Origin of the sequence: Rugamonas aquatica (assembly GCF_009380215.1) — a bacterium.
Classification (GTDB): domain Bacteria; phylum Pseudomonadota; class Gammaproteobacteria; order Burkholderiales; family Burkholderiaceae_D; genus Rugamonas; species Rugamonas aquatica_B.
In genome coordinates this window covers 952,452-975,668 of record NZ_WHUG01000001.1, presented here as the reverse complement: position 1 = coordinate 975,668, position 23,217 = coordinate 952,452, and the positions used below count along the sequence as shown (strand labels likewise).

Sequence of the window (23,217 nt, the reverse complement as noted above, 5' to 3'; positions counted from 1 at the left end):
CCGGTGGCGGCCGCGGCCGTGCCCGCCGACACGGCCGCGGAGTCCGCCGCACCGGCGGTCGCGTTGCAGCTGCAGATGCCGGACCAGGTCAAGGTGGGCGAAGTGTTCGCGGTGCTGGTCAACGTCAAGTCGGGGCTGCCGCTGCGCGGCCTGCCGGTGCAGCTGGAATTCCCGCCGCAGTTGCTGCAGGTGATGGACGCCGAGGACGGCGCCTTCCTGCGGCAGGATGGCGTCGCGCTCAGCAAGACCAGGACGCTGGAGCAGGCGCTGGGCCACGCGTCGATGGCGCTGCTGCGCCACAGTGCCGACGGCGTGCAGGGCAGCGGCACCGTGGCGGCGTTCCGCTTCAGGGCGCTGGCCGCCGGCCAGGCCGGCATCAGCGTGGTGTCGGCCAGGCCGGTGGCCAGCGTGACGGTGCCGCCGCCGGCGCTGCCGCCCACCGGCAAGGTGGCGATCCAATGAGGCGGGCCGCCTGCCGGCGCCGGCGTGGCTATACCATCATCGAGATGCTGGTGGTGATGGCGGTGCTGGGCATCCTGGCGACGGCGGCGATGCCGCTGGCGGAACTGAGCGCAAAGCGCGGCAAGGAGCGCGCACTGCAGCAGGCGGTCTGGGAGATCCGCCACGCGATCGACGCCTACAAGCAGGCCAGCGACAGTGGCCGCATCGCCCGCGCCGCCGGCGCCAGCGGCTATCCGCCGTCGCTGGCGGTGCTGACGGCCGGCGTGCCCGACCTGGCGGCCGGCGGCCGGATGCTGTATCTGCTGCGGCGCCTGCCGCGCGATCCGTTCGCCCCCGGCGCGCTGGCGGCCGAGGCCAGCTGGGGCTTGCGCAGCTATGCGTCGGCGCCGGACGAACCGAAGGAAGGCGGCGACGTGTTCGACGTCTATTCGCTGTCACAGGAGGTCGGCATGAACGGCACGCCGTATCGCCTATGGTGACACGGCGCACCGGCTTCACGCTGATCGAGCTGCTGGTGGTGATGGCATTGATAGGCCTGTTGCTGTCGCTGTCGGTGCCGCGTTACTTCGGCCATGTGCAGAAGGCCAGGGAAGCCGTGCTGCGTCAGGATCTGGCGATGATGCGCGAGGCGATCGACAAGCATTTCGGCGACCGGGGCGTGTATCCGGCGTCGCTGGAGCAGCTCGTCGAGCGCAAATACCTGCGCAGGATTCCGGTCGATCCGGTCACCGACCGCAGCGCCAGCTGGATCGTTGTCGCGCCCGCGGACAAGGAGGCCGGCCAGGTGTTCGACGTCAGGAGCGGTGCCGAAGGCGTGGCGCAGGACGGGAGCGCGTATGCATCCTGGTAAGGCGCAGCGTCGCCAGCGGGGCTACACCTATGTCGTGGTGCTGGCGGCGCTGGCCATTTTCGGCATCGGCCTGGCCGCGCTGGGCACGTCGTGGAGTGCGGCGGCGCGGCGCGACCGCGAGCAGTTGCTGCTGGAAGTCGGCGCCGCCTACCAGAAAGCGATCGGCGAGTACTACCAGCGCAGCCCGGGCGAGCCGAAACACTATCCGGCGGCGCTGACGGAACTGCTCGACGACCGCCGTTTCGTCGGCACCGCGCGCCATCTGCGCCGCCTGTACGGCGACCCGGTCAACGGCGGCCGCGACTGGGGGCTGCTACGCGCCGGCGATGGCGGCATCTGCGGCGTCTACAGCCTGAGCGCAGCCGAAACCCTGCGCCGCCAGCCGGTAAAGCTGGCTTTGCTGACGGTGTCCGGCCAACGCTATGCGGATTGGCAGTTCGTGTACGTGCCGGCGCCGGGAGGACGCTAACCATGCAATTCAAGGTACGCATTTTCGATGCCGCCAGCGCCAGCTGGACCGAGCGGCTGGCCGAGGGCGCCAGCGCCGACGCCGTGCAGCAGGCGCTGGAGCGGCAGGGCGTGACGGTGCTGTCGGTGGCGGCGGCGGGCGCCGCGCCGCGCCGCCGGCATTTCGACGTGGTGCTGTTCTGCGACGAGTTGTGCACCCTGCTGTCGTCGGGCATGTCGCTGGTGGAGGCGATCGAAACGCTCGGCGCCAAGGATGGCGACAGCTACAAGCACACGGTGCTGCTGGAGATCCAACAGCGTCTATTGGAGGGCAAGCCTTTTTCCAGCGCGCTGGAACTGAACCAGTTCGGCTTTCCGCTGCTGCTGATCGCGTCGATGCGCGCCAGCGAGCGCTCCAGCCGCGTCGAGGAGGCGCTGCGCGAATTCGCCGCCTACGAACGGGTGGGACGTGACCTGAGCAAGAAGATCGTCAGCGCCGCCATCTATCCGGCGCTGGTGGTGGGCTTCGGCATGGCGGTCAGCCTGTTCATGCTGTCGTATGTGGTGCCCCGCTTCGCCCGCGTGTATGAAGACTTCGCCAATTCGATCAGCACGCCGACGCTGATCCTGATACGCGTGGGCAGCGCGCTTGGCGACCATCTGGCGCTGTTGCTGGCGGCGCTGGCCGCGCTGCTGGCGGCGACGGCGCTGGCCTACCGCGGCGGGCAATTGCAGCGGGCCGCCTGGTGGTGCCTGCGACGCTACGCGCTGGTGCACGATTATCTGCGGCGCTACCAGTTGTCGCGCATTTTCCAGACCATGGCGATGCTGCTCAACGGCGGCTACACCATCAGCGACGCCATCCCGCTGGCGAGCCATCTGGCGTTCGAGGGCCCGCTGCGGCAGCAGTTGCTGGGCGCGCAGGCGCTGGTCGGTCAGGGACGGCGCCTGAGCCTGGCGTTCGCCGAACACGGCTTGACCGACAACGTCACGCTGCGGCTGCTGCAGGTGGGCGAGCGCTCCGGCAACCTGGCGCACACGATGGAGATTATCGCGCACACCTATCGCCAGGAAGTGATGCTGTTTGTCGAGCGCACCGCGCGCATTGCCGAGCCATTGCTGCTGATGGCGGTGGGCGTGATGATAGGTGCGCTCATTATTTTGATGTATATGCCAGTGTTCGACCTGGCGGGAGGGATGTGATTTGAACGCGCAAACCCAGCCGGTGTTTTCCGGCGACATGCTGGCGGCGGCGCGGGCGCGCGCCGGCAGCGGCGGGCGCACGCTGGCGCAAGAGGTGGCGGCGGCGGCCGGCATCGCGGTCGAGGCGCTGCAGGGGCTGTCGCAGTCCGCCTTCGGCCTGCCATACCTGGCGTTGCCGGCGCTGTGCGCGGCGCCGCCGCAGCTGGCGCAGCTCGGCTTCAGCGACTGTGTCGGCCGTGGTATCTATCCGCTGGCCCAGCCTGGCGGCGTGCTGTTTGTCGTGGCCGATCCGTGGGATGAACCGTTGCTGCAGTGGCTGTCGAGCCGCAGCGGCGGCTATCCGGCGCTGGGCTGGGCGGCGCTGGCCGATATCGAGGCGGCGCTGGCGCAGGCGCAGGCCGGCATCAAGGCATCCGGCCAGTTGGGCCAGCGCATCGCGCCGGCCGGCGCCGCCACCGACGGCGGCAAGGCCATTTCGCTCGAGAGCATCGAGCGCAGCAGCAGTGCCGTGGTGCGTTTCGTCGACTCGGCCATCTATGACGCCTTGCAGGCCGGCGCCAGCGACATCCATTTCGAATGCGATCGCGCCGGCGTGCGCGTCAAGCTGCGGCTCGACGGCGTGCTGGCCGTGGTGGCGGAACTGGCCGATCCGCAGCGCGCCGAGGAAGTGATCTCGCGCATCAAGGTGCTGGCCCAGCTGGACATCGCCGAACGGCGGGTGCCGCAGGACGGCCGCTTTCGCGCCGCCGTCGGCCGCCGCGAACTGGATTTCCGCGTCTCCGTGATGCCCAGCATCCACGGCGAGGATGCCGTGCTGCGCCTGCTCGACAAGACCCAGCTGCATGACGCGGCGAACGTGATTTCGCTGGCCAGCCTGGGACTGGACGACGATGCCATCACCCGTATCCGCCGGCTGGCGCGCAAGCCGCACGGCATGCTGCTGGTGACTGGGCCCACCGGCAGCGGCAAGACCACGACCCTGTATGCCGCCTTGTCGGAGATCCGCACCGAACAGGACAAGATCATCACCATCGAAGACCCGGTCGAGTATGAATTGCCCGGCGTGCTGCAGATTCCCGTCAATGAAAAAAAGGGCCTGACGTTCTCGCAGGGCTTGCGTTCCATCCTGCGGCACGATCCGGACAAGATACTGGTGGGCGAAATCCGCGACCCGGAGACTGCGGAAATCGCGGTGCAGGCGGCGTTGACGGGCCACCTGGTGTTCACCACCGTGCACGCCAACAGCGTGTTCGATGTCATCAGCCGCTTCGCCCACATGGACATCGATCTGTACAGCGTGATGTCGGCGCTGAACGGCATCGTGGCGCAACGTCTGATCCGCAGCAACTGTCCGCGCTGCGCGCAGCCGGAAGCGCCGGCGCCGGCGCTGCGCGATCGGCTGCTGGCGGCCGGCATCGCGCCGGACGGCGTCCGGCTGGCGCGCAGCCCCGGATGCGAGCATTGCCGCCATACCGGCTACAAGGGACGGCGTGCGATCGCCGAGGTGCTGCCGGTCGGCGACAGCCTGCGGGCCATGATCTTGCGCCGCGCCGATGTCGCCGACATCAAGCGCCACGCGCTGGAGCTGGGGGTGCGGCCGCTGGCGCTGCGGGCGCTGGACCTGGTGGCGTGCGGCGCGACCACCATCGATGAAGTGGAGCGGGTGGTCGACTATGACTGATGTGCTGCACATTTACCTGACCGCGCGCCATGCCTACGTGCGGCGGCAGGCCGGCTGGCCGGGGCAGGCCGGCTGGCCGGGGCGGGCCGGCGTCGAGGCGTGGCCGGCGCTGGAGTGGAATGCGCTGGCGCCGGCCACGCTGGATTTTTCCGCCTTGCCGGCGGCGCCGCTGCGGCTGTTGCGGCGGCGCCGGGTGCACGTGTATCTGGGGGCTGCGCTGTACCGGCTGATGGCGCTGGACATACCGGCCGCGCTGACCGATGCGGCCGAGGCGCAGCTGGCCGCCATGGCGATGATGGCGCATGAGCTGGGGATTCCGGCGGCGGAATGGCGCTGCGCGCTGGACCGGGCGCCGGCCGGCGGCAAATCGGTGGCCTGCGCCATGCTGCGCAGCGTGCAGCAGCGACTGCAGGCGCACGCCGCGCAGCTCGGCTGGACGCTGGCCTCGGTACGGCCCTTGGCCGGCGTTCTGTGGAACGCCGCCCAGCTGCTGCCGGCATGGCGTCCCGGCGCGGCGCGCGCCATGCTGCTGGTGGAAGAGGACGGCTTTGCCGCAGTCGCCGGCGCCGGCAGCCAGGTGCTGTCTGTGCTGGCCTTGCCGTATCGCGTGGATGGCGCGGCCATCGAACGCGAACTGCGCCGCCTGGCCTATGCCGGCGGTCCCGGCGCGGCGGTGGATGTCCGCCTGGGGGCGCCGGACGGCGGACGCGGCCTGGCCGCCGGGCAGCAGTCGCTGCTGATGCCGTGCGGGCCCGTTTCGGCGGCGGGCCAGCCGGTCCATTATGCGGATTTTCGCGATTTGTTCTTTGCCGCGGGAGCCGCGGCATGATGCATCTGGGACTGGATTTTGTTGCGCGCCGCCGGCGTCCCTGGGCGTGGTACCTGGCGCTGGCCGCCGCCGGCGTATGCGGCGCCCTGATGCTGGCGCAGTACCTGCAGTTGCAGCGCGAGACGCAGCGCGCGGCGGCGCAGTTGGCGCGGCTGGAGACGCAGTCGAAGCAGCAGCAGCGCGCGCAGCTGCTGCGCAATGCCGCGGCGGCGGCGCTGGCGGCCCGGCTGAAGGGCGAGCAGCAGGTGGCGGCTGCGCTCAACTACCCCTGGAACAATGTGCTGTCCACGCTGGAGCTGGCGGACCTGAGCGGCATCGCCGTGCTGGCGTTCTCGCACGAACAGGCTGGCGCGCGCAGCGAGCTGACGCTCGAGGCGGCCGATATCGATGCGCTCAGCCGTTTTGTCGATAGCCTGAACGAGGGGGCAGACGAGGGCAGGCGCTGGTATGTTTCCAGCTATCAGGTGCAGCAGCAAGCCAACCCGGTCACGCTGCGGGCAGTGGTGCTGAACCGTTAGGCGCCGTCCGCGCAGCGGGAATTAGAGCTTTTCCCCCAAGTCTGCCGTGTCATGTGCCATTACAATGGCTCGAAAACAATCATACGGAGACCGCTTGTGAGCAAGCCCAAGCTGCATTTTGCCCACGCCAACAGCTACCCGGCGGGCGTGTACCGCCAGTACTTCGAGCTGCTGGCCGACGATTTCGATATCCAGGCGCTGGACATGCACGGCCACAGCCCGCGCTATCCGGTCAGCGACGGCTGGCCGCACCTGGTCGAGGAATACATCAACGAACTCACCACCCGCTACAACGAACCGGTGATCCTGGTCGGCCACTCGCTGGGCGGCATGCTTAGCCTGATGGTGGCGCATGCGCGGCCGGACCTGGTGCGCTGCGTCGTGATGCTCGACGCGCCAGTGGTGGCGGGGTGGCGCGCGCTGGCCTGGCGCCTCATCAAATTGAGCGGCAGCGCCAATCGCGTGCCGCCGGCCAAATTCTCCATCCGCCGCCGCAATGTGTGGCCGGATGTGCAGACGGCCCACCAGCATTTCGCCAGCAAGGACTTGTTTGCCGCCTGGGCGCCCGGCGTGCTGGCCGATTACATGGAGAGCGGCCTGAAACCGCATCCGGAAGGCGTGCAGCTGCGCTTTACCCGTGAAGTGGAGACCACCATCTACGCCAGCCTGCCGCACCATCTGCCCAAGCTGGTGCGGGGCCGCTTCCCGGCGCCGATCGGCTTCATCGGCGGCACCGACTCGTGGGAGACCAGCCAGTCCGGCCTGGAACACACGCAGGCGCTGGTGGGCAAGTATTTCCGCATCGTGCCGGGCGGTCACTTGTTCCCGATGGAGTCGCCGGCGCTGGCGGCGCAGGCGACCCGCGAAATGATCGCCAGCCTGTTAACGGTCAAAGCCCGCGAGGAGCGGGCTTTTGCTTAGCTAAATCAGCCGGTTCAGACTTTGCGGCGACGTGCCAGGAAGCCCAGGATGCCCAGGCCTGCGATCAGCATCGCATAGGTTTCAGGTTCCGGTACCATCAGCGTGTTGCGGACATAGATGGTTTCAGGGACACCGCCGAGAGGGCCGCCGTTGACGCCGTCAGTGACCCTGCCGGCGGCATAGTCGTTGATGTCAACGTGGCTGAAATTGCTCCAGTATTCGGACGCGAAGATGTAGCCGGCGTGGTTGCTGTAACCGGCAGGAGGGCTGACGATGCCGTCAGGATTGCCGGCAACGATGAAGTCGGTCCACAGAGGCCGCATGGCCCATTCGTTGGCGGTAGCTACGCGCCAGCCTTCTGCTGCGCGATAGGTGGCGGGCTGGATGTTGCCCGGTGCCCATTCGTTTGGCCCGATCGGCCCTGCGTAGACCCAATCCAGCCCCGAACCGTGTAAATTAATCAAGACATTGGCATCCGGAATAGGCGTGCCGGAATTGATGATCTGTGCTTGAGTCCCTGATGCGATCCCCATCGCAATTACTGCCGTTATTAGAAACTTTTTCATTTGGCTATCCATTTAAGTTTATTTGAAGAAAGGTTTTATGGATTTCAGGTATTCGACTGCTAGTCCATCTTACAATTCTTTTGTCATTGTGCAAATTAATTTTCTGAATCGCTATCACCGCGTTAGTCGATGCAACAGCTATTAGTGGTGTAAAAATGTTCTTAAAAACCGGCCGATCGCGTAAAATCTCGGGCATTCGGCGCCATGCGCCGCCCCCTGAACTTTAGGAATGCCTTCGATGACGATTAAAAGCGACAAATGGATACGCCGGATGGCGGAGCAACATGGAATGATCGAACCGTTCTTCCCGGATCAGGTGCGCCAGGAAGAGGGCCGCAAGGTCATTTCTTACGGCACTTCGTCGTATGGCTACGACATCCGCTGCGCCGACGAGTTCAAGGTGTTCACCAACATCAACAGCACCATCGTCGACCCGAAGAACTTCGATTCGAACTCCTTCGTCGACATCAAGAGCGATGTCTGCATCATCCCGCCGAACTCCTTCGCGCTGGCGCGCACCATGGAGTACTTCCGCATTCCGCGCAGCGTGCTGACGGTATGCCTGGGCAAGTCGACCTACGCGCGTTGCGGCATCATCGTCAACGTGACGCCGTTCGAGCCTGAGTGGGAAGGTTATGTGACGCTGGAGTTCTCGAACACCACGCCGCTGCCGGCCAAGATCTACGCCGGCGAAGGCTGCGCGCAAGTGCTGTTCTTCGAGAGCGACGAGGTGTGCGACGTGTCGTACAAGGACCGCAACGGCAAATACCAGGGCCAGCGCGGCGTAACCTTGCCGAAAGCGTAAGTAGCGCTCAGCGTTTTACCGGCAGTACCATCTCCACGCACAAGCCACCATCCGCACGGTTGGTGGCTTTGATATTTCCGCCATACGCTTCGATCACGTGCTGGGCGATCGCCAGCCCTAGCCCGTGGCCTTCCACGCTGGTGCTGCTGGAGCGGAAGAACGGTTGGAAGATGGTTGCCAGGTCGGCCGGCGCGACGCCGGGACCGCGGTCGAGCACGCGGATGCGCAGCTGGCGGGCGTCCGGCAGGAGCAGGGTTTGCAGTTGCACCACGCCGTTGTCGGGGCTGTGCTTGATGGCGTTGCGCACCACGTTCTCGATGGCGCGGCCCAGCAGGTCGGCCTGGCCGGCCACCAGCACGTCCGCTTCGCCTTCCTGCACCACGCTGCGCTGCTGGCTGGAGGCTTCATAGTTGGCGTCGTCGGCGATCTGGTCCAGCAGTTCGGCCATGTTGATCTCTTCCTGATTGGCCTTGATGGCGCCGGCTTCCAGACGCGCCAGCGTCAATAATTCCCCCACCAGTTTATCCATGCGTACGCTTTCGCGTTCGATGCGCTCCAGTGACGCCGCCAGTTTCTCCGGCTGCTGGTGGGCGAGGCCGATCGCCGCCTGCAAGCGCGCCAGCGGCGAGCGCAGTTCGTGCGAGACATCGTGCAGCAGGCGGGTTTGGCCGTCGATCAGGTTGCGCAGGCGGGCGGTCATGCGGTCGAAGTCGCGGCCCAGGTCGTTCAGTTCCGAGCTGCGCTTGCCTTTGCCGGCGCCGAAGCGCGGCGCCAGGTCGCCGCCGGCCGCGGCATCGAAGGCTTGCCGCAGGGCGCGGATCGGGCGCGAGAAGTACCACGCCAGCAGCACCGAGAACAGCAGGCTGGCCAGCACGGCGGCGGCGATCGGCACCCATGGCGTGAGGGGTTGGAAGCGCGGGCCGCGCATGTCGCCCGGGCCGCCGGGGCCGCCAGGACCAGCACCCGCACCGGGACCCACAGGGCCGCCCGGAGCACCCGCAGCGCCGGGACCGGGCCCTGGGCCAGGGCCAGGGCCGCGCGCGGCGGATGCGTCAGCCGGTGGGCCCGGCTGTGCGCCACGGGGCATGGCCGGCGCGCCTTGCAGCGCCATCTGGGTGCCGCCCAGTCCCATCATCAGCGGCCGGTCGAGATTGAGCCCGCGTGACGGCAGAAACAATATATATCGTTTTCCTTCCTGATCGCCGACCTGGCGCACCACGCGGCGCTTGCCTTCCTGCTTGAGCAGCGCGTGCGATTCGCGCAGCATGGAGGCGCTGACCGGACGGCCCAGCAGCTCATGGCCCTGCTCGTCGACCGCGAACACGCGGTGCCGCTCCATACCTTCCAGCAAACGGCGCAGCGCCTTCACGCCGCCGAATTCCAGCGTGGCGGCGGCGGAGTTGATCGCCAGCTCGGCCGGCGGGCTGGTATCCAGATCCGTGTTCAGCCCGGCTTGCTGGCTGTTCTTGAGCAGCACGGCGCCGCCGATGCCGACGGTGGCCGTCAGCTGTGCCAGCAGTATGCACACGAAAAACTTCCAGAACAGACGACCCACAGGCTACTCCTTGATCAGCTGATAGCCCAGGCGGTACACGGTCTGCAGGCAGGAGCGCCCGTCGGCGATGGTGCCGAGCTTGTGGCGCAGGCTGCTCAGGTGGACGTCGATGTTGCGGTCGAAGCGCGCCAGCGGACGCCCCAATCCCTGTTCGGACAAGGCGTTCTTGCTGACCGGCCGGCCGGCGTTGCGGGCCAGGACTTCGAGCAGGTTGAATTCGGTGCTGGTCAGTTCCAGCTTGTCGCCGGCCCAGGCGGCGCGGCGCTGTTCCGGCCACATGGTCAGCTGGCCGACGGTCAGCGCGGTTGCCGCGCCGCTGTCGGCCGGCACGCTTTGCGCGCGCCGCAGGATGGCGCGGATGCGGGCGGTCAGCTCGCGTGGCGTGCAGGGCTTGGCGACGTAGTCGTCCGCGCCCAGTTCCAGGCCGACGATGCGGTCGGTGTCGTCGCCGCGTCCGGTCAGCATCAGGATCGGCAGCTGGCTGTTGGTGCGGATGCGGCGCAGCGTTTCCAGACCGTTCATGCGCGGCATCATCACGTCGAGGATGGCGATCGAGTACAGGCCGGTGAAGGCTTCGGCGGTGCCGGCCTCGCCGTCGTGCACCATCTTGACGTCGAAGCCTTCCTGCTCCAGGTACTCCTTGAACATGCCTACCAGTTCGATGTCGTCGTCTATCAGCAGTACTTTGCTCTTCATGCCGCGTGGTTCTTTCTATGTGGATGTGCCGATCATAACAGCCTCCCAGCCGCATCCGGCGGTCTTTTACCCCGTTTTACAACGCATTGCCCAAGGCCAATTGCATGCCAAAACAGCCATCTTTACCCCGATTTACCGGAGGCTAACGGCGCTTTACACGGGGCGGCAAGAGAATGGCAACTCCCTACCAACCAAGGATTGTTTGCATGAAAACTCCAAGAACCAGCGTACACAATATCTTGCTGGCTGCCGCCATGGCGCTGCCGCTGATCGCCTCGGCCGGCGCGGCCCGTGCCGATGACATGGGCGCCGATGGCGGCCGTCCACCGATGATGCACGCGGCGCCTGACCAGGACGGCCAGCGCGGCCCGGGCCGCGAAGGCCCTGAGCATGGCGATCGCGGCCCGGGCCCGGGCTTCCACGGCATGCCGCCGTTTGGCGGCCCCGGCATGGGCGGGCATCCGCCGCTCTTGCACGGCCTGGAATTGAGCGAGGCGCAGCAAGACCAGGTGTTCGCGATCCTGCATGCGGAACAGCCGTATCTGCGCGAACAGGGCAAGGCCGCCGCCAAGGCGCACGAAGCCTTGCGCGCGCTGGGCCACTCCGACAAGTACGACGACGCCAAGGCCGCGGCGCTCGCCAAGGAGGCGGCGACGGCGATGGCGAACATCGCCTTGCAGCATGTGCGTACCGAGCAGAAGCTGCTGGCCGTGCTGACTCCGGAGCAGCGCAAGAAGCAGGCCGACGGCATTGCCCGCCACGCACCGCGTCCCTGATTTGACACCCACCTGAACGGAGAACCTTATGTCGATTAGCGCCCTGAGTTCCAGCAGCACCAGCCAGCTCAGCTTCCTGAGCCGTTTGAGCAGCGCCAACGCCAGCAGCAGCGCCGAGGCGACGCGCGGCGCACCGCCGCCACGTCCGCCGGAAGGCGGTGGATTCGCGTCGGCCATCGCCGACGCGCTGAAAGCCATCGGCATCACCAGCATCGGCGATGCCGGCAGCAGCAGCGCCACCAGCAGCTCCAGCGCGGCGAGCTCGGCCTCGGGCACGGACAGCACGGACGCCTCGGACACCAGCAGCGTGGCCGAGGCCTTGGGCAGTTTCCTGCAAAGCCTGATGGGCGCGCTGCACGCGCAGAACAGCGACAACGATGCGCCGCCGCCATACAGCGAGGCGCAGCAGGGCGGCGGTCCTGGTGGCGGCGGTCCCGGCAAGCTGCAAGCGGATTTGCAAAGCCTGCTCGCCAAGCTGACCTCCGGCAGCACCGACAGCACGGCCACCAGCACCAACGCCACCGGCGATACGGACGGCAGCGACGCCCTCAGCCAGCTTGAAAACAGCTTCGCCAGTCTGCTGGACAAACTCAGCGGCGGCACGGAGAGCGCGGACCGCACCGACAGCAGCACCGCGACCGATGCCAACACCAAGCTGGCCGCCTTCCTGCAGGCGTTGTCGACCAAGGTGGGCGGCAGCGGCACCAGCGGCAATCTGGTCAACACCACGGTCTAAGCAAGGAGCGACTATGCACGACACCCATGAACACAGCCTGGCGGCCGACCTGAACGCCATGCTGAACCTGGCCAGCGACCGTCGCCAGACCTTGCGCTGGCTGCTGGCCGGCGCATCGGCGCTGCCGGTGCTCGGCTGTGGCGGAGGCGGCTCATCGGCCGGCGACAGCACCAGTTCGGCCACCACCACCAGCCCGAGCACGACGACACCAGGCACGAGCACGCCCGCTGCCGGCAGCTGCGCCGTGATCCCGGAGGAAACCGGCGGCCCATATCCGGGCGATGGCACCAACAGCAACAGCAGCGGCGTGGTCAACGTGCTGACGCAATCGGGCGTGGTGCGCAGCGATATCCGCAGCAGTTTCAACGGCCCGACCGGCGTGGCGGCCGGCGTGCCGCTGACCATCAAGCTGCAGATCGTCAACGCCAACGGCAGTTGCGCGGCGCTGTCCGGCTATGCCGTGTATCTGTGGCATTGCGACCGCGACGGCAACTACTCGCTCTACTCAAGCGGCGTCACCACGCAGAACTATCTGCGCGGCGTGCAAGTCAGCGACAGCAGCGGCAACCTGGCTTTCCAGACCATCTTCCCCGGATGTTATGCGGGCCGCATGCCGCACGTGCATTTCGAGGTCTATCCGACGCTGGCCAAGAGCACCAGCGCGGCCAACCGCATCAAGACTTCGCAGTTCACCTTCCCGATGGCGACGCTCAACGAGGTCTATGCCACCAGCGGCTACAGCACCAGCGTGCGCAACCTGGCGCAGATCAGCTACGCCACCGACAACATCTTCAGCGACGGCTATGCGCTACAGATGGCCACCGTCACCGGCAACGTCACAGACGGCTATGTGGTGACGCTGACGGTTGGCGTGGCCGCCTGACGGCAGGCGGCTTACAGCACCTTGGCGACCCAGACGATCAGCGTCGCCGAGGGCACCAGCAGCAATTGCGCCAGCAGCGTGCCGGCCAGGCGGCTGCCGACCAGCCACACGACGGCGCGGCGGAACTGCGTATCGCTGACGCGGCCTTCGACGACATCGTCGGTCATGCCGGACATGTGGGGATCGATGAACACCGCCATCATCACCGTCGCGCCGCCGTTGATGATGGACGACAGCGTGCTGGACGTGACGCGCACCTCGGGATCCGGCACGCCCGCATACAGCGAGGCGAACACGCCGACCGTCCACAAAGCCACCGCGCCGACATTGAGCAGCGTGACCGATGCCGACACGCTGCCGCTGTCGCGCAGGCCGCGCACATTGCGAGGCACGATTCTATACGCTTGGCGAGGAAGGGGCCGAGAAAGGAATTCGAGGTGCGCGACACCAGCACCAGGATGCTGAACAAGGCCAGCGACACGGCGATGCGCCGGGTCCGCACACCGGCTATCCTCACCGAGTAGGCGAGGGTGCCGATCAGATGGATAACGAAGGTCAGAAAACAGATGAAAACCAGTTGCTTGTCCATGGGCCGGGCGCGGATTGAAAGATCAGCATCATCCCATAAAGCCCAGGTTGCGGATACTGAAGTTGCCGATATTCGGGAACACATCGGCGATCTGCGTGGCGGACAGGCCGAACCAGCTGGCCAGCGTGGCGCCGTACTGGTCGACCGAGGTGGTCGGCAGCAGCGAGCCCGAGCCGACGTCAAGATCATGGCCGATGCCGGTCACGGGCATGCTGCCGTAGATGTTCTTGCCCTTGACCGCGCCGCCCATGATGAAGTGGTGCGAACCCCAGCCGTGGTCGGTGCCGTCGCCGTTGCTGGTGAAGGTGCGGCCGAAGTCGGAGGCGGTGAACAATGTCACCTGCTTGCGCATGTCGTTGCCTTGCAAGTTGGCCAGCGCATTGTCGAAATAAGCCATCGCGTGCGCCACCTTGGCCAGCAGGTCGGCCTGGTTGCGGGCCTGGAAATCGTGGCTGTCGAAGCCGCCCAGGCTGACATAGAACACCTGGCGCTTGAGGCCCAGCGTGTTGCGGCCGCCGATGATGCGGGCGACGGTCTGCAGCTGCAAGGCCAGCGGATTGACGGCGGCCTGGCCAGTGTTCGGATTGATGTATGGCAGCGGATCGGGCACGCCGGCGGCGCCGGCGCCGAGCATGGCGCCCGCCATCGCGGCCTGCGAACTGATCGCGCGCGCAGCGACGGCGGCGTGCTCCTTCTGGAACGGATCGGCATGATCGCCGGTGACGATCTGGCGCAAGGGATTGGCGGAGGCCGGCACACCGAACAGATTGTCCGTGAGGCGGGAAATGGGCGGCGCCGAGGCGCCGCTGAGCTGGTACTGGCGCACCATGCGGCCGCTGAGGAAGCGCGCATTGCCCGCGGTGGATACGCAGGTGAGCGCCGAGTTGCCGTTGGCGCTGGCCAGCAGATCGCCCAGTCTTCCGCCCCAGCCTGCGCTGCCGGCCTGCTCGGTCTGCGACGATTGCCACATCGCTTGCTGGTCATTGTGCGAAAACAGGCGCGGCGGCACGGCGACGCCGCCGGCCTTGTATTGGGCCAGCGTCAGTGGCTGGACCAGGGTGCCGACGTTGGCCAGCACGGCCACGCGGCCGGCGTCGAACAGCGTCTTCAAGGGCTGCAGCGACGGATGCAGCGCGTAGCTGCGGCCGGCCTGCGGCGAGTTCGGCACGATGGGCAGCACGCCGCCGGTGGCGCCGATGCCGGGCAAGGCAATCGAGCCGCTGTCGGCGGTGGTGCGCAGGCGCCGGTAGTCGCTCCAGGAGGTGCTGTCGGTGGCGAGGACGGTATTGAAATGATCGTTGCCGCCGTTCATGAACAGGCAGACGATGGCCTTGTAATCGGTCGCGCCCTCGGCTGCGGCGCTGCTCATGGCGGCCAGGTTCAGTGTGAACGGCACGCTGCCGCTGCCGGCCATGGCCAGTATTTTGCCGAGGAATTGGCGGCGGGAAGAAGGGGGGAGGTGCATCGGTGGCTCCTTAACGTTGCGCCAGATATTCGGGGGATGCCATCGTCAGATAGATCGCCATGTACACGCGGTTTTTGCGGGCGGCGTCGATCTGCGCGGCATTGCTGCCGGTGGCGGCAGGCAGCTTGATGGTGTTCAGCGCGCTGATGATCTGATTGCGCAGCGTGGTCGACATGCCGCCGCCGACCAGCAGCAGGTTGACGCGGTCCATCAGTTGCGCGGGTTGCGCGGCCAGTGCCAGTTCGGCGCTATAGTCGGCCTTGATGTCCTGGCCCACGCCCACGCCCCAGGGGATGGCCGATTGCATGTAATTCAGGTAGCCGGTCACCGAGGGTTCGCCAGTGATCTGCATTTCAGGCGCCACCAGGCCCTGCGCCGACAGCGAGGTGTTCGGCGGCGTGTAGGAGGGACGGAAGAAGTTGAAGACCGAGGGCGCGCGCAGCACCGTCTGCCCCAGTGCCCAGAGCGGATCGTCGGTGATGGTGAGGTGGTAGCGGCCCGAGGTGGACTTGGCGTTGAACGCCCGCATCCAGTTGGCCAGGCGCAGCACCGGTTCACGCAGTTTCTTGGGGCTGCCGGTGTCGGCCGCCTCGGGGTCGAGCAGCACCGCGCGGATGACGGCGCGCATGTCGCCGCGCACCCCGTTGCCATTGTTGGCGAATGCGGCCGAAACGCGGCCGATGTAAGCCGGGCTTGGGTTGCTGCCGACCAGGCGCTGGATCAGCTGGCGGCCGATGAAGGGACCGACGTTGGGATGCTGGAACAGGGTATCGAGGGCCACCTTGAGGTCGGCCTCGCCGCTGCCGCCGGTATGGGTGCCCAGGAAGCTTTTGGCCGATGTCGAATGGAAGGCGGCATAGTTCTGCATGGGCGTCCATTCGCGGGCCGGGTCCGCCACGGAGCCGAGGAAGCGGCCGCTGGACTGGTCGGGGCCGGCCCAGCTCCAGCCGGTGAAGACCTTGGCCAGACCGGCCACATCGTCGTGGGTATAGGTTTCGACCGGCCGGCCGTTTTGCAGTTTCTGGCTGCCGTCGGGGTTGAGCTGGTACAGGCCTATGCTCATCAACTGCATGATTTCACGTGCAAAATTTTCGTCGGGAACGCGGTTGCCGCTTTCCTTCTGGTTGTGCATATGGCTCAGGTAGATGCCCATCATCGGATGCAGCGCCACGCCTTGCAGCAGGTCGCGGAAATTGCCGAAGGCGTGTTGGCCCAGCATGTCGTAGTAGCTGGCGACGCCGGCCGGGGACCAGGGCAGAATCTCGTTGTCCAGGGACACCACAAAAATCTGCGACAAGGCAAAGGTGACGCGCTGGCGCAGCTGGTCGTCGCCGCTGGCCGCTTGCTTCCAGAACGATTCATACACCTGGTTTTGCGACAAGGTAACGCCGCTCGGCAGTGCGCCTTGGAGATAGCTGCGATGCAGCGATTGCGGCTTCCTGAACTGCCCGGTGATCCAGTCGGATTTGTTGCTGGCGGTTAGTGCTGCGATGTCGGCCGCGGTGGGGCCGAACGTCGCCTGGGCCAGGAAGTGAGAGGCGGCCGCTGGCGACAGCGGCGGCGTGGTCGGGGGGGGCGGTTCCGGGGTGATCGGCATGGCCGGGGTGAGCGGAGCGCTGGGCCCGGTGCCCGGGCGGCGGCCACCGGCGCTGACGCCGGTGCTCGATGCCGTTTGGTCAGCGTTGGTGGTGGCGCTGCCGTCCGAGCCGCCGCCGCAGGCGCTGATGACAGCGGCCAGCATCAGGCCGGCTACTGGTTTCAGGGAGGTGAACTTCATTCTCTTGCCTTTTGGAATTCCAAAAGGGGCGATTGTAAAAGAGCCCAACTTTCAAAAGAAAACTTATTTCAATTCCGCGCAGCAACAATAAAATTAATGACGGATGTTGGCCGAAGATGGGTGGAAAATGACGGAACTTATTATGATGCAAATAACAATATTTTCCCGGAAATGTTAATTTTCCGCAACGCAGCAATTGCATAAAAAAAAGCCCGCCGGCTGAGTGCCGGCGGGCTTTGTTGTCGAGCAGCGCAGGTTTATTGCTTGACGCAGTCCACGAAGTAGCCGCGTTTGCCGTCCACTTCGCGCTTGACCAGGCCGTGCACGTCGGTCTCAAAGCCGGGGAAGCGCTCGTTGAAGTCGCGCGCGAAGCGCAGGTAGTCGACGATGGTCTTGTTGAAGCGCTCGCCCGGGATCAGCAGCGGAATGCCCGGTGGATACGGCGTCAGCAGGATCGACGTGATGCGGCCTTCCAGCTCGTCGATGGCGACGCGCTCGATCTCGCGGTGCGCCATTTTGGCGAACGCGTCCGACGGCTTCATGGCCGGGATCATGTCCGACAGGTACATCTCGGTGGTCAGGCGCGCCACGTCGTAAGCCTTGTAGAAATCGTGGATCTGCTGGCACAGGTCGCGCAGGCCCATGCCTTCGTAGGTCGGGTTGGCGGCCGCGAATTCCGGCAGGATGCGCCACATCGGCTGGTTCTTGTCGTAATCGTCCTTGAACTGTTGCAGCGCGGTCAGCAGCGTGTTCCAGCGGCCCTTGGTGATGCCGATGGTGAACATGATGAAGAACGAGTACAGGCCGCACTTCTCGATGATGACGCCGTGCTCGGCCAGGTACTTGGTGACGATGGACGCAGGGATGCCGGACTCGGCAAACTGGCCGTCCAGCGACAGGCCCGGGTTGACGATGGTGGCCTTGATCGGGTCCAGCATGTTGAAGTTCGGCGCCAGCTTGCCGAAGCCGTGCCAGTCGTCTTCCGCCTTGATGATCCAGTCTTCCTGCGAACCGATGCCTTCTTCGGCGAACTCCTGCGGGCCCCACACCTGGAACCACCAGTCCTTGCCCCATTCCTGGTCGATCTTCTTCATCGCGCGGCGGAAGTCCAGCGCTTCGAGGATCGATTCTTCCACCAGCGCGGTGCCGCCTGGCGCTTCCATCATCGCGGCAGCGACGTCGCACGAAGCGATGATCGAGTACTGCGGCGAGGTCGAGGTGTGCATCAGGTAAGCCTCGTTGAAGGCGTCGCGGTCCAGCTTGACCGACTCCGATTCACGCACCAGCACCTGCGAAGCCTGCGACAGGCCGGCCAGCAGCTTGTGGGTCGACTGGGTCGAGAAGATCATCGATTCCTTGGCGCGCGGACGGTCCTTGCCGATGGCGTGCATGTTCTTGTAGAAATCGTGGAAGGTGGCGTGCGGCAGCCAGGCTTCGTCGAAGTGCAGGGTATCGATCTGGCCGTCCAGCATTTCGCGCAGGGTTTCCACGTTGTAGACCACGCCGTCGTAGGTCGACTGGGTGATGGTCAGGATGCGCGGCTTCTTGTTCACGGCTTCGCGGGCGAACGGATTCGCCTCGATCTTGCGCATGATGCTCTCCATCGTGAACTCTTCCAGCGGAATCGGACCGATGATGCCCAGGTGGTTACGGGTCGGCATCAGGAATACCGGAATCGCGCCGCACATGATGATCGAGTGCAGGATGGACTTGTGGCAGTTGCGGTCGACCACGACGATGTCGCCCGGCGCCACGGTCGAGTGCCAGACCATCTTGTTCGAGGTCGAGGTGCCGTTGGTCACGAAGTAGCAATGGTCGGCGTTGAAGATGCGGGCGGCGTTGCGCTCGGAGGCGGCGACCGGGCCGGTGTGGTCCAGCAGCTGGCCCAGCTCTTCAACGGCGTTGCAGACGTCGGCGCGCAGCATGTTCTCGCCGAAGAACTGGTGGAACATCTGGCCGATCGGCGACTTCAGGAAAGCCACGCCGCCCGAGTGGCCAGGGCAGTGCCACGAGTAGGAACCGTCGTTGGCGTAGTGCACCAGCGCGCGGAAGAACGGCGGCGACAGGCCGTCCAGGTAGGACTTGGCTTCGCGGATGATGTGGCGCGCGACGAATTCCGGCGTATCTTCGAACATGTGGATGAAGCCGTGCAGCTCGCGCAGGATATCGTTGGGGATATGGCGCGAGGTGCGGGTTTCGCCGTACAGATAGATCGGGATGTCGGCGTTCTTGTAGCGGATCTCTTCGACGAAGGCGCGCAGCGACTTCAGCGCCACGTCGGTTTCCTCGGCCGAACCGGCGCCGAATTCCTCATCGTCGATCGACAGCACGAAGGCCGATGCGCGCGACTGCTGCTGGGCGAACTGGGACAGGTCGCCGTAGCTGGTCACGCCCACCACTTCCATGCCTTCTTTTTCCATCGCATCGGCCAGGGCGCGAATGCCCAGGCCGGACGTGTTCTCGGAACGGAAATCCTCGTCGATGATGACGATGGGGAAACGAAATTTCATGCATGTCTCCAAAAAAGCAAGCCGCCCCTGACTTGTGTGGAGGGGCGGACTAGGGCGCGACTACTGGTTCGGCAGTCGCATAAAAAAAATAAGAACGGGATTCTCGCAGAAATGCGGCCTCTGCGGGAAAAAAATATTGCAATAAACCCGTTAAGGTTGCAGCAACAGTGTTACCACGGCATTACATCGCCTCAGTGGCCGACTGCGCCGCCGCCCAGCTTGGCCAGCATCTGGCCGACAGGATCGACGTGGAACCAGGCAAACGCGCCCAGCGCGATGCCGACGCCGGCTACGCCGTAGGCCAGGCCCATCATCCATTTCTTGCGGGTCAGCAGGGTGATGGCGGCCAGCGAGATGGCGATCTGCTCGGCGGTGGTGGCCAGCGCCCACTGGTGGTGCGCGTGCATGGACTCGTCCGACTTGTGGTTCCACTCTTTAGAGGATTCCTCCCACTTTTCGGCCTCTTTCTTGATGTCGTCCTTCTCCGATTTGTAGCGGGCCACGTCGGCCTCGTACTTCTTCGGATCGACGCCGGGCAGCACCATGGCCAGCTCGGCCAGGTTTTGCTTGCTCGATTTGGCCTGGTAGTAGTTCCAGCTGTTGGCGGCCTGGGTCTTGTCGATGGCCGCGTTGTTCTTGAACAGCGCCGCGTCGTTCTGCGTGGCGCCGCCCAGGTAGCCGAAGGTGGCGCCGACGGTGGCCAGGATTGCCGTCATGACGGCAATATTGTTCGAAAAGCCATCGCTGCCGTGAGCCGCGTGTTCGACCGCGTGGTCATGAGGTCCGTGTACGTGAAAACCGTCGCCTGACATTTGGTGTTGATTCCTTGAAGAGGTTGAAGATTAAGCCTGGGCCTTGCGGCGCAGTGTAACAAAAGCGTACTGCAAATCCGCCGTTTCCGACGCGTGCTTCTCGCGGGCGGTTTCCTGCCATACGCTGGCGTCGAGTTCGGGGAAGAAGGCGTCACACTGGAAGGTGCGGGCGATCTCGGTAATTATCAACTGGTCCGCCAGCGGCATGGCCTGCTGGTAGATTTCGGCGCCGCCGATGACGAAGCCGGGCGCGCCGTCCAGCAGCGCCAGGGCCGCCTCGACCGAGCCGACCGCGTCCACGCCCTCATGGCGCCACTCGGCGTTGCGGGTGATGACGATGTTGCGGCGGTTGGGCAATGGCCGGCCGATCGAGTCAAAGGTCTTGCGGCCCATGACGATAGGGTGGCCGGTGGTCAAACGCTTGAAATGCGCCAGGTCTTCCGGCAGCTTCCACGGCAGGGTGTTGTTGATGCCGATGCCGCGCTGGGCGTCCATGGCGACGATGATGGTCAATGAGCTCATTTTTTGATGCTATCAGATGCAGAGCCGACATTATCGTTCAATTTATCCTTTTTCGGCACCGGGGATTTTTTGCGGCGCCGGCGGCGGCCGGTGTTGTCTTTGTAGTTGTCGTCGAGCTCGGTTGGAAGGGTGCTGTAGCGCCAGCTGCAGCAGCGCGCGTCGCGCGCCCAGTCGGCCAGGAAGTCGCAGCCGAAGTCGAAGATCTCCCCCATGCTGCAAAAGCCGGCCTGCCGGCGGTGCCGCGCGCTCAGGACCGGCCGCGCTATGTGGTGGCGGTGCAGGGCGCCGCAATCCTCCATGCGGCGCTGTAACAGTAGCAAGCCGGCCGCAAGCCCGTGGCGGGCGATGGCGCGCTTGCCGTAGGCCGAGCAGCTGTCCCTGCCGGTGTGGACGCGGAAGGCGCAGCTGTAGCCTTTCAGCGGCGACAGGCAGCGTTGATAGACAGTGATGGCGGCCAGGACCGGACGTTTCATGGCGTTCCTGCTCAGGGATTGTATGCGGCGGTGAGCTTGGCGTACTCGCCGCTGGCGTCTTCGAACAGCTTGCCATTCCAGCGGAATTCGATGGTGCGCTCCGCCAGCTTGCCGGCCTTGACCCGGTAGACGATGAGTGGCTGGCCGTCGCGCGTGGTTTCCTCAACGGTTGCGTGCAGCGTTTGTGGCTGATAGCCGTTGCCCTCTTCGACCACGCGTTCGACGATCAGGCTGAGCAGTTCCTGCAGGTGGTCGCCTTCGATGCGGTAGAGCGAGTAGCTGCCCAGTGTGCCCGCGCCCCGGCTCAGCAACTGCTTGCCCTTGCAGAGGATTTGCTGGCGCGGTTCGCCGGGTATCAGCTCCTTGAGTTCAAAGGTGTCGGCCGGTGCGAAGAGCATGCTGCCAAGTTCGGAGGTCTGGCCTGAGTCCGAACGGAACAGGCGAATCTCGCTGCTTTCCGTCATGCTAATCATCAGATTGCGGACCGGGTCGCTGCCGCTGGCATACACTTCCAGCGTGAAGTCCTTGCCCTTCAGCGTTTGGGTGATTTCAACTTCCTCGCCGTCGGAGCCGCCTTCAGGCTGCGGCGCATGCACACCGACGGGCAACTGGGAGGCGGCCGCCACGCGCGGCGTGGGCGCGGCTGGCGCAGGTTTTTCGCGGCAGCCGCCCAGGCAGGCCAGCAGGCCCAGTATTGCGGCCGGTACGGCAGCGGAGCCGATCAATTTTTTGTTCATGTTGTAATGTGGTCGAATAAACAAGCCACAATACCATGGCGCGGCAAAAAGCCGCGTCCTCTACTGCGCGTCGGCCTGTGCCACTTTCTGGCGCAGCATGCCGGCGAACAGCGCCAGATCCTGCGGGTTGATGTCGGACACGGCGACATACTGCATGCCGTCCTGCGACCAGCGCAGCAGATGGAAGCCTTGCCGCATCGCCGCATGCGGCGCGTCGCTGCGGGCGCTGGCGTCCGGCCAGACGTACAGGTTCAGGATGTGCTGACGGTGCCGGTAGGCCAGCGCCGCCACCGCCCGCTGTTGCAGATAATCGAGCCGGCCGCCGATCAGCGCATAGCCTTGCGGCGCCAGATCGTACACGGGCGGCGAAAAATCCAGCTTGCCGGCGAACCAGGGCTTGACGGTGTGCTGGTCGGTCGAGGCCACGTCCGCGAGGTGGTTGGGCATCAGCGAACGGAAGTGGCTGGCCACCAGTTCCTGTTCCAAGCGTTCGTTGGCCGAGGGCTGGCCCAGATATAGCGTCAGCGTCACGGCAAAAGCAGCCGTGGCGGCGCCTGCCAGGCCGAGGTTGATCCACGCCCACGGCCAGACGCGCGGCGGCGTCGTGCGGCGCGGCGGCCGCTGAGTGGGCTCCGCTTGCAGCGCCGCGTGAATGCGGTGCTTCAGATAGTCGGGCGCGGCGTAGCGCTGCGCCTCCGAGGCGACGCGGCCGCGCAACGCTTGCAGCTGCGCCAGCGCGGCGGTGCAATCGTCACAACCGGACAAATGCGCTTCCAGCTGCCGCCGGTCGGCCGCATTCAGTTCGGCATCCAGGTAGGCCGACAACTTGTCCTGGCTGTGCTTAGATTCCATCCTGCTCTCCGTGCTTCAGGTAGGCCAGCAGCAGCTTGCGTGCGCGGGCCAGCCGCGACATCACCGTGCCGATCGGCGTTTCAGTCACTTGCGCGATCTGCTTGTACGACAGATCGTCCATCTCCTTCAGCACCAGCACCTCGCGAAACGCCTGCGGCAGCTGGGCCAGCGCGGCGTTGACGGTGCGGCCCGTGTCGCGGCTGGCGACGATGGCGGCCGGATCGGTGCTCTCGTCGTCGCCGTGCAGCGCCTCGTCGAAGCTGATATCGCCGCGTTGCGCCTGGCCGTCGCGCAACGCGCTGTAGTAGGTGTGGCGCACGATGGTCAGCAGCCATGCGCGCACGTCGCCGCCGCGAAAGCCGTCGGCAAAGCGGAAGGCGCGCAGATAGGCGTTCTGCACCAGATCGTCGGCGTCATGCTGGTCGCGGGTCAGCCAGCGGGCCAGGTTGTAGGCCGCGTCCAGGTGCGGCATGGCCATCGCCTCGAATTGCGCGGTTTTGTCGTCGTCGCCCAAGTACTTATCCATTGCAGTGGTCCAGTGGATGAAGACTC

25 protein-coding genes and 1 pseudogene are annotated in these 23,217 nt (G+C 65.6%); 13 read left to right on the top strand and 13 right to left on the bottom strand.

Annotated features, from left to right (window positions below; translation table 11 throughout):
• The 9 genes from GEV02_RS04270 to GEV02_RS04230 form a co-directional block, all read left to right on the top strand.
• Window positions 1-462, top strand: a 462-nt coding sequence (locus GEV02_RS04270; protein WP_152836680.1) for a cohesin domain-containing protein, incomplete at its 5' end; no start/stop codon positions are given.
• The gene (locus GEV02_RS04265) at window positions 459-941 is read left to right on the top strand and encodes a type II secretion system protein (RefSeq protein ID WP_152836679.1); all 483 of its coding nucleotides are present in this window, start codon (window positions 459-461) and stop codon (window positions 939-941) included. The genes GEV02_RS04270 and GEV02_RS04265, both read left to right, overlap by 4 nt.
• Window positions 935-1,312, top strand: coding sequence for a type IV pilin protein (locus tag GEV02_RS04260; RefSeq protein ID WP_152836678.1), 378 nt, complete (start codon window positions 935-937; stop codon window positions 1,310-1,312). Before GEV02_RS04265 ends, GEV02_RS04260 begins: the two co-directional genes overlap by 7 nt.
• The gene (locus GEV02_RS04255) at window positions 1,299-1,781 is read left to right on the top strand and encodes a type II secretion system protein (RefSeq protein ID WP_152836677.1); all 483 of its coding nucleotides are present in this window, start codon (window positions 1,299-1,301) and stop codon (window positions 1,779-1,781) included. The genes GEV02_RS04260 and GEV02_RS04255 overlap by 14 nt, the downstream gene beginning before the upstream one ends.
• Window positions 1,782-1,783: 2 nt before the next feature.
• Window positions 1,784-2,962 carry a type II secretion system F family protein gene (locus GEV02_RS04250; RefSeq protein WP_152836676.1) on the top strand — a complete coding sequence of 393 codons (1,179 nt, stop codon included), beginning with the start codon at window positions 1,784-1,786 and terminating at the stop codon, window positions 2,960-2,962.
• Window position 2,963: 1 nt separating this feature from the next.
• Window positions 2,964-4,643: a GspE/PulE family protein gene (locus tag GEV02_RS04245; RefSeq protein ID WP_328595711.1), complete on the top strand. Its 1,680-nt coding sequence runs from the start codon at window positions 2,964-2,966 to the stop codon at window positions 4,641-4,643.
• Window positions 4,636-5,472, top strand: a complete 837-nt coding sequence (locus GEV02_RS04240; RefSeq protein WP_152836675.1) for a hypothetical protein — start codon at window positions 4,636-4,638, stop codon at window positions 5,470-5,472. Before GEV02_RS04245 ends, GEV02_RS04240 begins: the two co-directional genes overlap by 8 nt.
• Window positions 5,469-5,990, top strand: coding sequence for a hypothetical protein (locus GEV02_RS04235; RefSeq protein ID WP_152836674.1), 522 nt, complete (start codon window positions 5,469-5,471; stop codon window positions 5,988-5,990). Before GEV02_RS04240 ends, GEV02_RS04235 begins: the two co-directional genes overlap by 4 nt.
• A 96-nt stretch (window positions 5,991-6,086) precedes the next feature.
• Window positions 6,087-6,911, top strand: coding sequence for an alpha/beta hydrolase (locus GEV02_RS04230; protein WP_328595710.1), 825 nt, complete (start codon window positions 6,087-6,089; stop codon window positions 6,909-6,911).
• A 14-nt stretch (window positions 6,912-6,925) separates the two neighbouring features.
• Here GEV02_RS04230 and GEV02_RS04225 read toward each other — a convergent pair whose 3' ends face one another.
• On the bottom strand, window positions 6,926-7,477 hold the full coding sequence (locus GEV02_RS04225; RefSeq protein ID WP_152836672.1) for a PEP-CTERM sorting domain-containing protein: 552 nt from the start codon (window positions 7,475-7,477) through the stop codon (window positions 6,926-6,928).
• A 238-nt stretch (window positions 7,478-7,715) separates the two neighbouring features.
• Between GEV02_RS04225 and dcd the strand changes: the two genes are divergently transcribed.
• Window positions 7,716-8,282: a dCTP deaminase gene (gene dcd, locus GEV02_RS04220; protein ID WP_008448083.1), complete on the top strand. Its 567-nt coding sequence runs from the start codon at window positions 7,716-7,718 to the stop codon at window positions 8,280-8,282.
• A 7-nt stretch (window positions 8,283-8,289) separates the two neighbouring features.
• Here dcd and GEV02_RS04215 read toward each other — a convergent pair whose 3' ends face one another.
• Entirely contained in the window at window positions 8,290-9,837 is a 1,548-nt protein-coding gene (locus tag GEV02_RS04215; protein WP_328595709.1) for a sensor histidine kinase, read from the bottom strand.
• A 3-nt stretch (window positions 9,838-9,840) separates the two neighbouring features.
• The gene (locus GEV02_RS04210) at window positions 9,841-10,533 is read right to left on the bottom strand and encodes a response regulator transcription factor (RefSeq protein ID WP_152836671.1); all 693 of its coding nucleotides are present in this window, start codon (window positions 10,531-10,533) and stop codon (window positions 9,841-9,843) included.
• 206 nt (window positions 10,534-10,739) lie between these two features.
• Between GEV02_RS04210 and GEV02_RS04205 the strand changes: the two genes are divergently transcribed.
• Genes GEV02_RS04205 through GEV02_RS04195 form a run of 3 tightly spaced genes read left to right on the top strand, consistent with a single transcriptional unit; the run spans window position 10,740 to window position 12,928 of the window.
• The gene (locus GEV02_RS04205) at window positions 10,740-11,309 is read left to right on the top strand and encodes a Spy/CpxP family protein refolding chaperone (RefSeq protein ID WP_152836670.1); all 570 of its coding nucleotides are present in this window, start codon (window positions 10,740-10,742) and stop codon (window positions 11,307-11,309) included.
• A 28-nt stretch (window positions 11,310-11,337) separates the two neighbouring features.
• Window positions 11,338-12,045: a hypothetical protein gene (locus GEV02_RS04200; RefSeq protein ID WP_152836669.1), complete on the top strand. Its 708-nt coding sequence runs from the start codon at window positions 11,338-11,340 to the stop codon at window positions 12,043-12,045.
• Window positions 12,046-12,058: 13 nt separating this feature from the next.
• A complete protein-coding gene (locus tag GEV02_RS04195) occupies window positions 12,059-12,928 on the top strand; it encodes a dioxygenase family protein (protein WP_152836668.1) in 870 nt (289 codons plus the stop codon).
• An 11-nt stretch (window positions 12,929-12,939) separates the two neighbouring features.
• Here the strand turns inward: GEV02_RS04195 and GEV02_RS33665 are convergent.
• The 10 genes and pseudogenes from GEV02_RS33665 to GEV02_RS04145 all read right to left on the bottom strand — a co-directional run bounded on the left by GEV02_RS33665 (window position 12,940) and on the right by GEV02_RS04145 (window position 23,191).
• Window positions 12,940-13,517: pseudogene (locus GEV02_RS33665) on the bottom strand (lipid II flippase family protein).
• Window positions 13,518-13,545: 28 nt separating this feature from the next.
• Window positions 13,546-14,982, bottom strand: a complete 1,437-nt coding sequence (locus GEV02_RS04185) for a DUF1501 domain-containing protein (protein ID WP_152836667.1) — start codon at window positions 14,980-14,982, stop codon at window positions 13,546-13,548.
• Between the two features lie 10 nt (window positions 14,983-14,992).
• The gene (locus tag GEV02_RS04180) at window positions 14,993-16,759 is read right to left on the bottom strand and encodes a DUF1800 domain-containing protein (protein WP_152836666.1); all 1,767 of its coding nucleotides are present in this window, start codon (window positions 16,757-16,759) and stop codon (window positions 14,993-14,995) included.
• Between the two features lie 257 nt (window positions 16,760-17,016).
• Window positions 17,017-19,269, bottom strand: coding sequence for an arginine/lysine/ornithine decarboxylase (locus tag GEV02_RS04175; RefSeq protein WP_008448094.1), 2,253 nt, complete (start codon window positions 19,267-19,269; stop codon window positions 17,017-17,019).
• Between the two features lie 191 nt (window positions 19,270-19,460).
• Window positions 19,461-20,081, bottom strand: a complete 621-nt coding sequence (locus GEV02_RS04170; protein WP_152836665.1) for a DUF4337 domain-containing protein — start codon at window positions 20,079-20,081, stop codon at window positions 19,461-19,463.
• 30 nt (window positions 20,082-20,111) lie between these two features.
• On the bottom strand, window positions 20,112-20,603 hold the full coding sequence (locus GEV02_RS04165) for a dihydrofolate reductase (protein ID WP_152836664.1): 492 nt from the start codon (window positions 20,601-20,603) through the stop codon (window positions 20,112-20,114).
• On the bottom strand, window positions 20,600-21,076 hold the full coding sequence (yidD, locus tag GEV02_RS04160) for a membrane protein insertion efficiency factor YidD (protein ID WP_152836663.1): 477 nt from the start codon (window positions 21,074-21,076) through the stop codon (window positions 20,600-20,602). The genes GEV02_RS04165 and yidD overlap by 4 nt, the downstream gene beginning before the upstream one ends.
• Before the next feature lie 11 nt (window positions 21,077-21,087).
• Window positions 21,088-21,813, bottom strand: coding sequence for a hypothetical protein (locus tag GEV02_RS04155; RefSeq protein WP_152836662.1), 726 nt, complete (start codon window positions 21,811-21,813; stop codon window positions 21,088-21,090).
• A gap of 60 nt (window positions 21,814-21,873) precedes the next feature.
• A complete protein-coding gene (locus GEV02_RS04150; RefSeq protein ID WP_152836661.1) occupies window positions 21,874-22,665 on the bottom strand; it encodes an anti-sigma factor family protein in 792 nt (263 codons plus the stop codon).
• Window positions 22,655-23,191, bottom strand: a complete 537-nt coding sequence (locus GEV02_RS04145; RefSeq protein ID WP_152836660.1) for a sigma-70 family RNA polymerase sigma factor — start codon at window positions 23,189-23,191, stop codon at window positions 22,655-22,657. Before GEV02_RS04145 ends, GEV02_RS04150 begins: the two co-directional genes overlap by 11 nt.
• Window positions 23,192-23,217 lie beyond the last annotated feature (26 nt).

Bases quoted from the DNA above. Each gene is read 5' to 3' on its own strand.
- GEV02_RS04210 (WP_152836671.1), bottom strand. From the start codon at position 10,533: ATGAAGAGCAAAGTACTGCTGATAGACGACGACATCGAACTGGTAGGC.
- GEV02_RS04170 (WP_152836665.1), bottom strand. From the start codon at position 20,081: ATGTCAGGCGACGGTTTTCACGTACACGGACCTCATGACCACGCGGTC.
- GEV02_RS04185 (WP_152836667.1), bottom strand. From the start codon at position 14,982: ATGCACCTCCCCCCTTCTTCCCGCCGCCAATTCCTCGGCAAAATACTG.
- GEV02_RS04165 (WP_152836664.1), bottom strand. From the start codon at position 20,603: ATGAGCTCATTGACCATCATCGTCGCCATGGACGCCCAGCGCGGCATC.
- GEV02_RS04250 (WP_152836676.1), top strand. From the start codon at position 1,784: ATGCAATTCAAGGTACGCATTTTCGATGCCGCCAGCGCCAGCTGGACC.
- GEV02_RS04235 (WP_152836674.1), top strand. From the start codon at position 5,469: ATGATGCATCTGGGACTGGATTTTGTTGCGCGCCGCCGGCGTCCCTGG.
- GEV02_RS04150 (WP_152836661.1), bottom strand. From the start codon at position 22,665: ATGGAATCTAAGCACAGCCAGGACAAGTTGTCGGCCTACCTGGATGCC.
- GEV02_RS04225 (WP_152836672.1), bottom strand. From the start codon at position 7,477: ATGAAAAAGTTTCTAATAACGGCAGTAATTGCGATGGGGATCGCATCA.
- GEV02_RS04205 (WP_152836670.1), top strand. From the start codon at position 10,740: ATGAAAACTCCAAGAACCAGCGTACACAATATCTTGCTGGCTGCCGCC.
- GEV02_RS04265 (WP_152836679.1), top strand. From the start codon at position 459: ATGAGGCGGGCCGCCTGCCGGCGCCGGCGTGGCTATACCATCATCGAG.
- GEV02_RS04155 (WP_152836662.1), bottom strand. From the start codon at position 21,813: ATGAACAAAAAATTGATCGGCTCCGCTGCCGTACCGGCCGCAATACTG.
- GEV02_RS04180 (WP_152836666.1), bottom strand. From the start codon at position 16,759: ATGAAGTTCACCTCCCTGAAACCAGTAGCCGGCCTGATGCTGGCCGCT.
- GEV02_RS04145 (WP_152836660.1), bottom strand. From the start codon at position 23,191: ATGGATAAGTACTTGGGCGACGACGACAAAACCGCGCAATTCGAGGCG.
- GEV02_RS04195 (WP_152836668.1), top strand. From the start codon at position 12,059: ATGCACGACACCCATGAACACAGCCTGGCGGCCGACCTGAACGCCATG.
- GEV02_RS04200 (WP_152836669.1), top strand. From the start codon at position 11,338: ATGTCGATTAGCGCCCTGAGTTCCAGCAGCACCAGCCAGCTCAGCTTC.
- yidD (WP_152836663.1), bottom strand. From the start codon at position 21,076: ATGAAACGTCCGGTCCTGGCCGCCATCACTGTCTATCAACGCTGCCTG.
- GEV02_RS04175 (WP_008448094.1), bottom strand. From the start codon at position 19,269: ATGAAATTTCGTTTCCCCATCGTCATCATCGACGAGGATTTCCGTTCC.
- GEV02_RS04260 (WP_152836678.1), top strand. From the start codon at position 935: ATGGTGACACGGCGCACCGGCTTCACGCTGATCGAGCTGCTGGTGGTG.
- dcd (WP_008448083.1), top strand. From the start codon at position 7,716: ATGACGATTAAAAGCGACAAATGGATACGCCGGATGGCGGAGCAACAT.
- GEV02_RS04255 (WP_152836677.1), top strand. From the start codon at position 1,299: ATGCATCCTGGTAAGGCGCAGCGTCGCCAGCGGGGCTACACCTATGTC.
- GEV02_RS04240 (WP_152836675.1), top strand. From the start codon at position 4,636: ATGACTGATGTGCTGCACATTTACCTGACCGCGCGCCATGCCTACGTG.